This window comes from Hyphomicrobium sp., from assembly GCF_035548195.1.
In the GTDB taxonomy this organism is placed as follows: Bacteria; Pseudomonadota; Alphaproteobacteria; order Rhizobiales; family Hyphomicrobiaceae; genus Hyphomicrobium_B.
The window spans coordinates 61626-75112 of the sequence record NZ_DASZTY010000025.1 but is presented as its reverse complement, the minus strand read 5'-3'; the positions used below and the strand labels follow the sequence as shown (position 1 = coordinate 75112).

Genomic DNA, 13487 nt, shown 5'->3' with positions numbered 1-13487 from the left:
ATGTTTCGCAAGGTTCTCATTGCAAACCGGGGCGCCATTGCCTGCCGCATCATTCGAACGTTGAAGGCGAAGGGGATCGCGAGTGTTGCGGTCTATTCGGAGGCTGATCGACATTCGATGCACGTCCTGCAGGCGGATGAAGCGATCGCGATCGGGCCGCCGCCAGCCGCCGAAAGCTACCTGAAGTTTGACAAAATTCTCGACGCCGCGAAGCAGACAGGCGCCGAGGCCATTCATCCGGGATACGGGTTCCTTTCCGAGAACCCCGACTTTGCCGCGGCCTGCGAGCAAGCCGGTATCGCCTTCATCGGACCGAAGCCCGCACACATGCGCGCTTTCGGGTTGAAGCACAAGGCGCGCGAGCTGGCCTTTGCTGCGGGCGTCCCCCTCGCTCCCGGCTCCGGCCTCATTCGAAACATTGCGGAAGCGAAGAGCGAAGCGCAGCGCATTGGCTATCCGGTGATGCTGAAGAGCACGGCTGGCGGCGGCGGTATCGGATTGCAGCTCGTTTCATCGCCGGAAGAGCTTCAGCCGATGTTCGAGCGCGCAGAACGTCTGGCGCGCAACAATTTCAAAGATGCCGGCGTCTTTATCGAGAAGTACGTGGCGCGCGGACGGCACATCGAGGTTCAAATTTTCGGCGACGGGAAAGGAAATGTCGTCTCGATTGGAGAACGCGATTGCTCGGCGCAGCGGCGAAACCAAAAAGTCGTCGAGGAAACTCCCGCGCCCCATCTTTCGCCCGCGACACGCGCAGCGCTTTGGGAAACCGCTCGGCGCCTTGGCCAGTCGGTCAACTACGAAAGCGCGGGCACTGTGGAATTTCTTTACGACGCCCAGACGGACGATTTCTATTTTCTGGAAGTCAATACGCGGCTTCAGGTCGAGCATGGAGTGACCGAAGAAGTCACGAATGTCGATCTCGTCGAATGGATGATCCGGCAAGCGGCTGGTGAGGCGCCGCCGTTGGTGCAGAGCGCGATCAATCCGGAAGGTGCATCGATCCAGGTTCGGCTTTACGCCGAAGACCCCGGCCGCGATTTCCGCCCAAGCTCCGGACAGCTTAGTGAGGTTGCGTGGCCTTCCGATGCGCGCATCGAGACGTGGGTGCAAAGCGGTTCAGAGGTTTCGCCCTACTACGATCCGATGCTGGCCAAAATCATCGTCAAAGGCGAGACGCGCGCCGACGCGCTATCGAAACTACAGAAGGCGCTTGACGAAACGCGCGTCGGCGGACTTGAGACGAATCTCGATTACTTACGCCAACTCTCGCGCTCCGATGTCTTCACACAAGGCGAAGTTCTCACCCGATCTCTGCAGACCCTTGCATATGCGGCGAACACGATTGAAGTCCTGTCCGCAGGAACGCAGACGACAATCCAGGATTGGCCGGGCCGTCTCGGTTACTGGGCCGTCGGCGTGCCGCCGTCCGGACCGATGGATTCGCTATCGTTCCGTCTCGCAAACCGGCTTGTCGGTAACGACGAAGGTGCTGCGGGGATCGAGACCACGCTTTCCGGACCGACGCTCAAATTCAATGCTGACTGCGTCGTCTGCCTCGCAGGCGCGGAACTTACCGCGACGCTCGATGGCGCACCGGTTCCCTATTGGGCGGCAATTCCGGTCAAAAGCGGACAGACTCTGAAAATCGGCAGCGTACAGGGCCCCGGCGCTCGCGCATATGTCGCCGTTCGCGGCGGCATCGACGTGCCGCCGTATCTCGGCAGCAAATCGACATTCACGCTCGGCAAGTTCGGCGGGCACGGCGGACGCGTGCTCATGACGGGCGATGTCCTGCACATCGGCAAGGCGCAACAGATTTCTGAAATTCCCTCATTGCCTGCCGATCTCATTCCGCACCTCACGCATACATGGGAGATCGGCGTGCTCTACGGGCCGCACGGCGCGCCCGACTTTTTCGCGCCGGAATATATCGAAACCTTTTTCGCGTGCGACTGGGAGGTCCACTACAATTCCAACCCCACCGGCATCCGACTGATCGGACCGAAGCCGGTGTGGGCGCGTGACGACGGCGGCGAAGCGGGGCTGCATCCGAGCAATATTCACGACAACGCTTATGCCATAGGCGCGGTCGACTTCACCGGCGATATGCCCGTCATTCTCGGACCCGATGGGCCTTCGCTCGGCGGCTTTGTCTGTCCGGCGACGATCGTGCAAGCCGAGCTGTGGAAGATGGGACAGCTTCGCCCCGGCGATAAAGTGAGATTCAAGCGATTGACGCCGGACGTCGCCGGGCACCTTCTCGCACAGCAGAACGCCGAAATCGCGACGTTCGAACCGGCGCCCTTAGGCCCAGCGTCGCATGGGAAGTGGGGCGCGAATGATTGCATCGTCGGTCATCGCGAGGCGTCGGGCGGCAGACCGCGCGTCGTTTATCGCCGGGCAGGCGATGCATATCTGCTGATCGAATATGGTCCAATCGTTCTCGATTTCGCGCTGCGGTTTCGCGTGCATGCATTGATGGGCGCGATAGAGAAGCGCCAGCTTGCCGGCGTTATCGATCTGACGCCGGGCATTCGTTCGCTGCAAATCCATTATGACCCGCTCGCGTTGCCACTTGAAGACTTGCTCGCCACACTTTCCGAAATCGAAGATGCTATCGGCGATTGCAGCGATATTGAAGTCCCCTCGCGCATCGTCCATCTGCCGATTTCGTGGGATGACCCGGCTGTTCAAAAGACGATCGATAAATACACTCAGGGCGTCCGGCCGGATTCGCCTTGGTGTCCTTCGAACATCGAGTTCATCCGCCGCATCAACGGACTTGACAGCATCGCGGACGTGAAGCGCATCGTTTTCGATGCGACGTATCTGGTTCTTGGCCTTGGCGATGTCTATCTCGGCGCGCCGGTGGCGACGCCAATCGATCCACGCCATCGTCTTGTCACCACCAAGTACAATCCGGCGCGGACGTGGACGCCGGAGAACGTCGTCGGCATCGGCGGCGCATATATGTGCATCTATGGCATGGAAGGGCCGGGCGGATACCAGCTCTTCGGACGCACATGCCAAGTTTGGAATACGTATCGCAAGACAGCGAACTTCGAAGCAGGATCGCCTTGGCTTCTGCGCTTCTTCGATCAGATCCGTTTCTATCCGGTCTCGCCGGAGGAACTGGCGGAGTTCCGCGACGGTTTTCTCGAAGGTCAAGTCCGTGTTGAGATCGAACCAACGACGTTCCGGCTCGGGGATTACGACGCTTTCTGCCGAGAGAACAGCGAGGCAATTGCGGCATTCAAGGCTCGGCAGCAGACGGCGTTCGAAGCCGAACGGAGGCGATGGCAGCAGAGCGATCAGGAGGGCAGCGACGCAGTTGCGGAGACGAAAGACGACGACGATAGAGATGCTTCACTGCCTCCGGGTGCCTGCGCTGTCGAAAGTCCTGTTCCGGGAAGTATTTGGAAAGTCCTCGTCGAGCCCGGACACAAGGTGTCGGAGGGCGAAACGTTGCTCATCGTCGAGTCCATGAAGATGGAAATGGCCGTCCCTGCTCCAGCGGCTGGAGTCGTACTTGAATTGCGCTGCTCGGAAGGACGCCCCGTGGCGCTTGGCCAAACACTCGTCGTCCTTGCCGAACATCAGTCTGGGGCCGTGGCGTGACGCTTTCATTGGATATCAGCAATCTCGCGGCGCTCTATGCCGACGGCGAAACGACTCCTGAACGCGTCGTGCGCGAGATCTATGCACGTATTCGTCGAAAGGGCATCGCGCCGGATTGGATCACGCTCGTCGACGAAGACATGGCAGCGGATCGGGCACGACATGCCGCGAGGGGGCCGCTTTACGGCATTCCGTTCGCGGTCAAGGATAACATCGACGTGGCCGGGCTCCCGACGACATGCGCGTGCCCGGCATTCGCATATGTGCCGGACCGCAGCGCGACCGTAGTCGAGCTTCTTGAAGCTGCTGGCGCAGTTTTGATAGGCAAGACAAATCTCGATCAATTCGCGACCGGCCTCAACGGCACGCGCTCGCCCTATGGCATTCCGGCGAGCACGTTCAACAGCGCATATATTTCCGGCGGCTCCAGCTCCGGATCGGCCGTCGTGGTCGCGGCTGGATTGGTTTCCTTTTCACTCGGGACCGATACGGCAGGCTCGGGCCGCGTGCCTGCAGCCTTCAACAACATCGTCGGACTTAAACCGACGAAGGGCATCATCAGCGCGCGTGGCGTAGTGCCTGCGTGCAAAAGCCAGGACGCCGTTTCGATTTTCGCGTTGACCGTTGGCGACGCCGTTAAAGTTGCAGAGACGGCTATCGCTTACGATGCGGAAGATTCGTATGCACGCAACGATGCGCCGCCGTTCATAGTGGAAGATGGATTGCAGGGTCTAAAGGTCGGCGTGCCGAATGCGCCGTTATCATTCTTCGGTGATGCCGACTATCAGCGACTTTTCCATGAGACCATCGCGCGTGTTTCAAAGCTTGGCGCTACGATCGTGCCATTCGACTTCGGGCCGTTCCGCGAAACTGCAGCCATGCTCTACGATGGACCGTGGGTTGCGGAGCGGCTGGCATCGGTGAGCGATCTTGCAGCGCGAGATCCGGACGCCATCGAGCCGACCGTTCGCAATATCATTCTGGACGGCAAAGACAAATCTGCCGTCAATGCTTTTCGAAGTTTCTATCGTCTTGCGGAACTGGCGCGCTCAGCCGAACGCGAATGGGCGCGCATGGATGTGATGCTGCTGCCGACCGCGGGCACGACCTACACAATCGCTGAGATGCTCGCCGATCCTATTCGGCTCAACTCGAACCTTGGGGCTTACACGAATTTCGTAAACCTGATGGATCTCGCGGCGCTGGCTGTTCCTGCAGGTTTCCGAGCCGATGGAATTCCGTTCGGAGTAACACTGATCGGGCGCGCATTTTCCGACGGCAAACTCGCCGCGACAGGCGATGCCCTCCATCGCGCCAGCGAAGATATTCAGATGGGTGCAACCTCCATTCCCCTCGCCACAACTCCTTCGGTGCCCGTCGCGACGCCACATGGGAAAACCATCCGAGTGGCGGTTGTCGGCGCGCATCTCTCCGGCCAACCGTTGAACAGTCAGCTGACCGATCGCAATGCCATTTTCCGAGAAACATCGCGGACCGCCGAAGGCTATCGGCTTTATGCGCTCTCCGGAACAACGCCGCCCAAACCCGGTCTCGTATTCGACGGAACGGGCCCTGGCGCCATCGAGGTCGAAGTTTGGGAGATGAATCACGCCGCATTCGGGTCGTTCGTTGCCCTCGTCCCTTCTCCGCTCGCGATCGGGACGTTGACGCTCCATGACGGCCGCAAGGTGATGGGCTTCCTCTGCGAGCCCTATGCCGTGCGCGGCGCGGAAGAAATCACTGAATTCGGCGGCTGGCGGGCATGGCTGAGCCGCACGGTCGTCGCGTAATCGGCATCTTCTCCACTCGTTTTTTCAAATGCTTCGGAACCTCCTGAGCGATGGGCAGTTCTCCGGCCGTCAGGGAGGATTTCCAATGAAAGCACTTTGGGCCGGCGTTTTTGTCGTTCTCGGCTCGTATGTCGTGCTGAACAGCTATACTTATGAGCCGGCGAAGAACAGCCCACCGCAAACGCCTCAAAATGCCGATGCTGCGATGACACCGGACTCAGGAACATCCGGCAGGAGCGGCGAATAAGGTTCAAGCCCGGCGGCGTTTAAAGAGAGCTTCGCGAGTTCATGCATCCGAACTATTGCGCGAGCCCAAATATTGCCACGGAACCGCGCCACATATTCTGTCATCCGGCTTGGTCGGATTCCAGGCGCAATCGGTGTCGCATGTCCTACCGCGTATTTTCCATTCCGCGAAAAGTCCGCATCAGAGAAGATATCGATTTTCCGGGTCCGGTCGTCATCGACGGGATTGTGCTCGGCGATGTCAGCTGCATGTCGCTCGTCGTCGGCGAGGATGGCGTTGTCGATGGCACGATCAAGGCTGATACTGTAACGGTCCTCGGCGAGGTTACAGGCCAGATCTTCGCGACGCATATCACGCTGAAGCCGTCATCGGCAGTTGCCGCAAATATCTTTCACAAGCGTCTTTCCGTCGAAAACGGCTGCCTGTTTGAAGGCAACGCGCGCCGGCACGCCGATCCGTTACGACTTGCGTAAGAACGTGGAAACGAAAACCCGCTTCTCGAGTAAGACGGGTTCTTATCGCCACGCATCGGCCACCAGCTCATGATTGCTGAAACTTGTCGCGGCAGACCGACAGCACTTTCCCGACTTCACTTGCGGGCACAGGCTGGCTGAAGAAAAAGCCTTGCAGCTCGTTGCATCCAGCCGCAGCCACCGTCTTTGCGTGATCGAGGGTTTCCACCCCTTCGGCGACCGTGCTCATCTTCATCTCGCGCGCGAGGCCCGAAACAGCGTTGATGATCGCAACGCAATCGGTACGCTTCGCATAATCGAGATCGCGAACAAAGCTTCGATCGATTTTGATCTTGTCGAAAGGAAAACTGCGCAAATAGCTCAGCGACGCATAAGCCGTTCCGAAGTCGTCGAGAGCGATCCGCACACCCCTGGCCCTGAGACTATGCAAAATCTGGTGCGTATTGGCCTCATCGCGAAGAAGAACGGATTCCGTAATCTCTAGTTCCAAGCGATGCGGCGGCAGGCCGGACGTGCTCAAAGCATTTTCGACCGCCTGATACACATTTCCTCGCTCAAACTGGACAGGTGAAAGGTTCACCGTGACGCGTGTCGGTTCAGGCCACTGAAGAGCCTCTGTGCACGCCTGCCGTAGAGCCCACTCGCCCATTTCCACGATCGCGCCGGTTTCCTCAGCAATCGGAATGAAATCTGTCGGCGAAATCAGTCCGCGTGTTGGATGATGCCACCGCATCAAAGCTTCGAATCCCGCAACCGTTTGCTTTTCGAAGTCAACGATCGGTTGATAGTAGAGTTCAAGCTGATTTTCGTCGACGGCGGCGCGCAGGTCTATTTCAAGCTGATGACGAGCGCTATCGGCTTGCTCCATCCCGGACGTATAAAAGGCGTATGCGCCACGGCCTGCACTTTTGGCGGTGTAGAGCGCCAGATCAGCACGCTTGAGAAGATCCTCCGCGTCTGTACCGTCGCGCGGCGCGAGGGCAATGCCGATGCTGGCACCGCAGGGGACTTTTTGTCCGAGCAGCGTATGTGTTTCCCTCAGCGCCAGGAGAAGCCGCTTCGCCAACTTCTCCGCGGCGGCCGGACTGTTCACGCCCTTTTGCAAAACCGCGAACTCGTCGCCCCCGAGGCGGGCAACGATATCCTTCTCACGAACGGTTTCAGTCAATCGCGCGGCGACCTTCTTCAGCAATGCATCCCCGGTCGGATGGCCGTGCGTATCGTTCACCTTCTTGAAATGATCGAGATCAATCCAATGAAGCGCGAAGCCGCTCTTGGGGTTATGAATTGCTTTTTCGAGAGCCTCGCGAAAATGCAATCTGTTGGACAGTTCCGTCAGAGGATCGTGGCGCGCAAGCCAAGTGATCTTCTGCTCCGCGATCCGGCGCTCGGTAATATCCTCCTGAATATCGACCCAGCCCCCGTCTTCCAAAGGTCGGTTGGTGACCAGAACGATACGCCCGCTTTTCAAATACTGCGTATGGGTGAATGTCTTTCCGTGCGCGAGTGCTGCAACGTGCTCCTTGATCCAGTCACGCTGCTTTTTCAACTCTTGCGGACCATCGCGGCCCGTTTCGCGTTTGACGTGGTGGCGGACGAGCGCGGAAAGCGGCGTCCCGGGTTTCGTAAGCCGCTTCGGAAGATTGTAAATTTCTCGGTATGTATCGTTGCAGACAATCAATCGCTGATTGGCGTCGAACATTGACAGGCCGCGAACCATGTTGTTCAGCGCAAGATTGAACCAGCGATTAAGCTGCTCCATTTCTTTCTTGTGCTCGCGCTCCTGATCGCCCTTGGCCCGCATGACGTCGAGAGCATCACCGAGTTGCTTTGCCGTCGGTCGAATGACGCTCTGCCTGCTAACAGAGGCTTGTGGCCTCGAAGACCGCCGCGTTGTATCAGGCATTGTTTTTGATTGGCGAACGGACTGGCGCACAACATAACTCCCCGAATTTTTGTATTGAGCGCACTTTTATATTCATTTGGTGAGTAGCAAATTAAACTCCCTCCCGGATCGCCCTTGGTTTACGGCAGCACTGCGTTATGGTTAATCGAAAGCGAACACGTTGCATGTCGCGAAGTTCCTTGCTCATCGGGAGGCAGGAGGAATTTTAAGGCTCGTCTTCAGCTCCCTTTAATCCGCACGCCGCAGTCTGTCGCCTTTCCGGCGCATTTAGGTTCGGCAGTAGGGATGAGGGCAGGCATTCGAACAAACCTGCGAAACCAATCGCCCGCTCCTTCGGGCAGCTTGCCGCGTGCGCGCATACATTCTCTCCGCTCTATTCAACAGGACGTCCTCGTCGCTATCGCGCGTGGAAAACCGCTCGACGTCGTGATGGACGAGTTGTGCAGACGCGTCGAACGCGTAGCCCCTGAACTCGTCTGCTCGATCCTTCGCGTTGATGGGAAAGGGCGTCTTCGACACGTTGCAAGTCCGTCGCTCCCCCCAGCCTACTGCCAAGCTATCGACGGAACGCCGATCGGTGCCGCCGCGGGCTCATGCGGCACGGCGGCGTTTCTCGGACGCCCCGTCGAAGTAACGGACATCGCGACAGATCCACTTTGGGACGAGTATCGGCATCTGGCTCTACCGCTCGGTCTGCGCGCGTGCTGGTCCAGCCCCATTATTGCCTGCGATCAGCGCGTCGTCGGAACGTTCGCGTTCTATTTTCGAACCCCAAGAGGTGCCAGCGCATTCGAACGTGAAGCGGTCGCCGCTTCGGTCAATCTTTGCGCGATTGCGATTGAGCAATGGCAGACGCGCGAAATGGTCCGAGAGATGGCTTTCAACGACTCGCTGACGCGTCTCGGAAATCGCACGATGCTGAAGGAACGCCTTCCCCAAATCCTGGACGCAGCCGCAAGAAAATCATCCCGGGTAGCATTGCTCTATCTTGATCTCGATGGCTTCAAAGCCGTCAACGATCTTTACGGGCACCCCTGCGGTGACGAACTCCTCTGCCGAATTGCGCAAAGGATTTCTGAAAGCGCTCCACAGGCAGATCTCATTGTCCGGCTGGGCGGCGACGAGTTTCTCGTCGTCGCGACAGTGCCTCGCGATAGCGGTGAGCATAAGGCGTTGGCCGAGCGGATCGTAATGGGTGTCAGCGGCCATTACCGGCTCAACGACGGATTGAGCGCATCGGTCGGCGTATCCATTGGCGTCGCTTCATTTCCTGAAGACGGTGCGGAGATGAATGCGCTCGTCGCACGCGCCGACGCGGCGCTTTACCGTGCGAAACACCGCGGGCGACGCAGTTATGCCGTTTTCGACTCTTCGATGGAGCGCGAACAGCACGAGCGCCGGGCCCTGGAGCGCGATGTCGGCCTCGCACTCCAAAACCGGGAGCTATCGCTCGTCTATCAGCCGATCGCCGATACGTGGGCGCACACGATTGAGGGTTTCGAAGCACTCCTCCGATGGAACCTTCCGTCACGAGGAGCCGTGTCGCCGGCTCTCTTTATTCCGGCTGCCGAGAATTGCGGTGCGATCGTAGAGGTCGGAGCGTTCGCTCTAAGGGAAGCCTGCCTAGAAGCCGCGACATGGCCGATTCCGCTCCGGATCGGCGTCAACGTCTCGCCTGCGCAAATCGTGAACGCCGATTTTATCGCGCTCGTTGAGAAAGTCCTCGCTGAAACCGGTCTGGATCCACACCGCCTCGAAATTGAGGTGACGGAAAGCCTGTTCATTCACGATGCCGACGAGACGCTCAAGTCTCTGCAGCATCTTCACGACGTTGGAATCAGCGTGGCCATTGACGACTTCGGAACGGGCTTTTCGTCACTGAAAACCTTAAGATCCTTCCCCTTCGATCGCATCAAGATCGATAGAAGTTTCGTTCGCAATCTCGTCACCGACTCGGAAGACGCGGCCATCGTAAAATCGGTCCTTGCTCTCGGTAGGGCGATGGGGCTGCGTGCCGTAGCGGAAGGAGTCGAGACGCGCGAGCAGCACGCCGTGCTTCGCAAGCTTGGCTGCAGCTACGTGCAAGGCTATTTGATCGGCCGCCCGCTTCCGATCGATGCTTACGCACACATCATCGGCCGGAATGCCTCGGCGGCGCGCCAAAACGGCTCGAAGGCCATGTGACTGGTGTCGTGCGATCGTGCTTCAATTGACCCTTCAGGCGCGATTGTTCCTCGCAGCATCGACACTCCAAGGTCCCGGCCCCGCAAATACGAGATAGAGGAACACAAAGCAGAACAGGATCGCGGCGTCGCCGCGATTGAGCAGCGGAAAGAAACTCTGAGGCGCATGCGCCATCCAATAGGCGAAAGCCATCTCACCGGACAAAATAAATGCCACGGGCCTTGTGAAGAGACCGACGATCAGCAGCGCACCGCCGACAAGCTCAAGCACCCCCGCAAGCCCAATAAGCGAGAACAATTCGGGATGATGCGCACCGGCTGCGGCCGGCGGGATATTGAAAATCTTCTGCAGCCCGTGCTCGAAGAAGAGCACTGCGGTGACAATTCTGAGAATACTGAGCACATACGGTGCCCATCGTTCCAAGGTAGCTGTATCCATGGTTATTCCTCAAGCGTAGCTCGGACGTCTTCTGCAAATACATCGTCTCGACGTGAAGGTCTACGAGGGGTTGCCGGATTGGCCACTAAAATGCGTGCCGATCGAATCTTCCGCAACGACACTTAGTACCTCGCCCTTCCTAGGCTCGTAAGTGAAGCGGAAATGCGGATCCTCGCTGATCGCGATGCCACCTTCCATCGAAAAAATGAGTTTATCCGCGGCGCGTACCGTTAGCTCCGAAATGAACCGCGCCGGTGGATATCCCCGGCTGAGCTGATCAATGGCGAGTCCTGAAATATTAGGATGTCGAATCATCACCTCCGCCATATTGCTCTTACCGGCTACGGTCGTCTTTATGCGCATCTTGCCAAGGGATTTTTCCGCTTCTTGGAGGTCACGGCTTGCTGGTGCCGAGCAACCGCCGGAAGCTTTGACGAAGGCTTTCGTCATATAAAATTTTCCGTCCCGCGTTTCAGCAACAGCGCGGACAAAAGTATAGCGGTCGACGCGAACACGCGTGGCCATGACGCGGTCTCCCACGCCGGCAGCTTCGCCGTAGGTAAATTTAGCGGCGATAGGCGCCGGGTCTTCGTCAATAATCAACGTCACCGTCTTCACGCGACTCGCCAAAGCGGCAGCGATATGCACTGTCACGGGAACGATGGCGGCGTCCTCGGCACGTTCCGGCGCATCCAAATGCATGTCTTTACCGGCGTCGAGAATATGATGCTGGCCGAAGGTCGCTTCCTTTATTCCGGACCACGATGTTTCGCTATCCGGCTCCGCAAGCTGAGAAGCGGCGCAACTGGAGAAGGCTACTAACATGAGCGCCGCCCATAGAATACTGCCCGGCCTAAACATTCCGCGCCTCTCTCGGTTATCTTCTGTTGGCTACACCCGGACCGTTCTCCGGCGAAATCTCCGCTCCGAGGTTGGATTTCATGGCAAGCGCCACCATCTCGGCCGTCGTCCGTGCGCTGAACTTTTGTCGTATGACCGAGCAATCGGTCGCGACAAGTTTCGAAGAAATATTCAGTTCCTTCGCGATTTCGGAGTGATGCCATCCTCCGACCAGCAAGCGCAGCACTTTCTTCTCGCGCAGAGTAAGGGCAGGTTGGCGGGAGGCTGGGTCGGCACGCACGACAGCCACTTGTTGGAGGAGATCATCGGAGAGCCAGATCTCACCTCGGGCAGCGGCGTCGGCCGCAGCCAAAAGATCAGCCGGACGTCCGTTCTTGCTGACGAAGGCTTTCGCACCATAGTCGAGGGCTTGCGCCGCCAATATCGGATCATCCGCCACCGAGAAGACGACGATTCCGAGTCTGGCGCTCCGGCGCCTCAATTCGCGCACGAACTCCAACCCCGATCCGTCAGGGAGATTGACGTCGACGACGACCACGTCAGGCGTCATCTCTTTGAGTACTTGCCGCGCTTCGGCAATCGATCGCGCAGCGAAGAATGCGAAGTTCAAATGGTTGGCGAACAACTGACGGCATCCGGAAACAACGATCGGATGGTCTTCGATGACAAGGACTTTCATACAGCTAATTTCTAAGATTGAATGCGTCTCGCAATGTGCATGACGCAGTCTACGGTAGTTTATCAGGGAAGCTTTGCCAATTTACCTGGTGTAACAGTTCCAATTCTTCATCGCGGCGACGCGGCAACCAACGTTTTGAATGAACTTGTGGCCGTCAGCGTCCCGTCATCTCCCGTTGAGCAACTCACCTTCAGTTTGCGTAGAACGGAATTGAATAGGTTTGCGTGGGCGGCAGCTCAGGCGGCGGAGGCAGAAACGGGGCGGCGCGGCGGATCGTGGACAGTGCTGCCTTATCGACGCTTGCATTCTTCGATGACTTGGCGAGCCGTACGAATTTGAGGGCGCCGTCCTCGGCGATCGCAAAAGACACGATAGCCTTACCCTTCGCGCCGAACACGGAAATTTTGTGCCTTGCTATTTGGGCACGCAGACTTGCCATGTAGGTCAGCACATTGCCACGGCTCGCAGTCACGCGCCCGTTCGATGGCGTTTGTGCCGCGATCGCGCGCGATGTTGTTCCGCCTGCCGCCTGAGCGTGCGACTGCTTCTGCGCGGTCTGCCGCTTTTTATCTTTCTCGTGCTCCTGCTTGGCCTTTTCCGGCTCATATTCCTTGGTTTCGAGTTCGAGCGGCATGTCCTCGACGACCTTCTCGGCGATCTGGTCTGCCTTGACCTCGCTTAGCGCATCAGGCGCGCCGCCGCCGCGTATAACAGGTAATGGGTCTTCCGCCTCTGCCAACGCCGTCGGCGTCACTTCGGCGACCTTGACAGGCTTCGGGGGCGGTTGATCGGAAACGGGTTCGTCTTGAACTTCAGATAATTCCTGCGGCGTCGACTCCACCGACTGAATGCTTCCCGCCTGCGAGGCGACGGCAGAGGACGAGGCTGTATCGGAAGAATCTGTCTGGATGGATTCAAGCACGAGCGTTTGCACGGTCGAAAGGCTGACGACGTCTTTATCGTCGGCCATCGTGCCGAATTGTTCGGCATCGCCCCGCGGTCCCCATATGCCGAAGATCGTCGCTGCGTGCAGGCCAATCGATACGATCATTGCGCATATGAATATAAAGCGAGACGGCGCGCGCGGCTCGGCGGTTGCGACGATGATAGGCGAAGTTGGCCTTGGTTCCCGGAGACGCGGGAGCGAAACAATAGTCGCACCCGCTCCGCGCAAATCTTTTTTGCCGAGACGCGCATTGGCTTCGCGCGCGATCCAGGCCGGTGCGCGAGAATCGCTGAATTCAACGGGCGTCACGCCGCCCCTCTCCTTCGAAGCAAACAACATCGT

10 protein-coding genes are annotated in these 13487 nt (G+C 58.4%); 5 read left to right on the top strand and 5 right to left on the bottom strand.

Annotation, left to right across the window (positions count from 1 at the left end; all coding sequences use genetic code 11):
• From uca to VHB22_RS09875, 4 genes are all read left to right on the top strand, one after another.
• On the top strand, positions 1 to 3621 hold the full coding sequence (gene uca, locus VHB22_RS09890) for an urea carboxylase (protein ID WP_325456808.1): 3621 nt from the start codon (positions 1 to 3) through the stop codon (positions 3619 to 3621).
• Positions 3618 to 5411 (top strand): allophanate hydrolase, encoded by a 1794-nt coding sequence (gene atzF, locus VHB22_RS09885; protein ID WP_325456807.1) that lies wholly within the window; start codon positions 3618 to 3620, stop codon positions 5409 to 5411. Before uca ends, atzF begins: the two co-directional genes overlap by 4 nt.
• A gap of 85 nt (positions 5412 to 5496) precedes the next feature.
• Positions 5497 to 5658: a hypothetical protein gene (locus VHB22_RS09880; protein WP_325456806.1), complete on the top strand. Its 162-nt coding sequence runs from the start codon at positions 5497 to 5499 to the stop codon at positions 5656 to 5658.
• Between the two features lie 140 nt (positions 5659 to 5798).
• Positions 5799 to 6131, top strand: coding sequence for a polymer-forming cytoskeletal protein (locus VHB22_RS09875; protein WP_325456805.1), 333 nt, complete (start codon positions 5799 to 5801; stop codon positions 6129 to 6131).
• A gap of 67 nt (positions 6132 to 6198) precedes the next feature.
• Here the strand turns inward: VHB22_RS09875 and VHB22_RS09870 are convergent, their stop codons facing one another.
• On the bottom strand, positions 6199 to 8037 hold the full coding sequence (locus VHB22_RS09870) for a putative bifunctional diguanylate cyclase/phosphodiesterase (RefSeq protein WP_325456804.1): 1839 nt from the start codon (positions 8035 to 8037) through the stop codon (positions 6199 to 6201).
• 285 nt (positions 8038 to 8322) lie between these two features.
• On the opposite strand from VHB22_RS09870, the gene VHB22_RS09865 reads away from it, so the two are divergent.
• Positions 8323 to 10221, top strand: coding sequence for a putative bifunctional diguanylate cyclase/phosphodiesterase (locus VHB22_RS09865; protein WP_325456803.1), 1899 nt, complete (start codon positions 8323 to 8325; stop codon positions 10219 to 10221).
• Positions 10222 to 10254: 33 nt separating this feature from the next.
• Here VHB22_RS09865 and VHB22_RS09860 read toward each other — a convergent pair whose 3' ends face one another.
• The 4 genes from VHB22_RS09860 to VHB22_RS09845 form a co-directional block, all read right to left on the bottom strand.
• Entirely contained in the window at positions 10255 to 10659 is a 405-nt protein-coding gene (locus VHB22_RS09860; protein ID WP_325456802.1) for a DoxX family protein, read from the bottom strand.
• 60 nt (positions 10660 to 10719) lie between these two features.
• Positions 10720 to 11484 (bottom strand): quinoprotein dehydrogenase-associated SoxYZ-like carrier, encoded by a 765-nt coding sequence (locus tag VHB22_RS09855; RefSeq protein ID WP_325456801.1) that lies wholly within the window; start codon positions 11482 to 11484, stop codon positions 10720 to 10722.
• A gap of 52 nt (positions 11485 to 11536) precedes the next feature.
• The gene (locus tag VHB22_RS09850) at positions 11537 to 12199 is read right to left on the bottom strand and encodes a response regulator transcription factor (RefSeq protein WP_325456800.1); all 663 of its coding nucleotides are present in this window, start codon (positions 12197 to 12199) and stop codon (positions 11537 to 11539) included.
• Between the two features lie 190 nt (positions 12200 to 12389).
• Positions 12390 to 13454: a TonB family protein gene (locus tag VHB22_RS09845; protein ID WP_325456799.1), complete on the bottom strand. Its 1065-nt coding sequence runs from the start codon at positions 13452 to 13454 to the stop codon at positions 12390 to 12392.
• Positions 13455 to 13487: the final 33 nt, after the last annotated feature.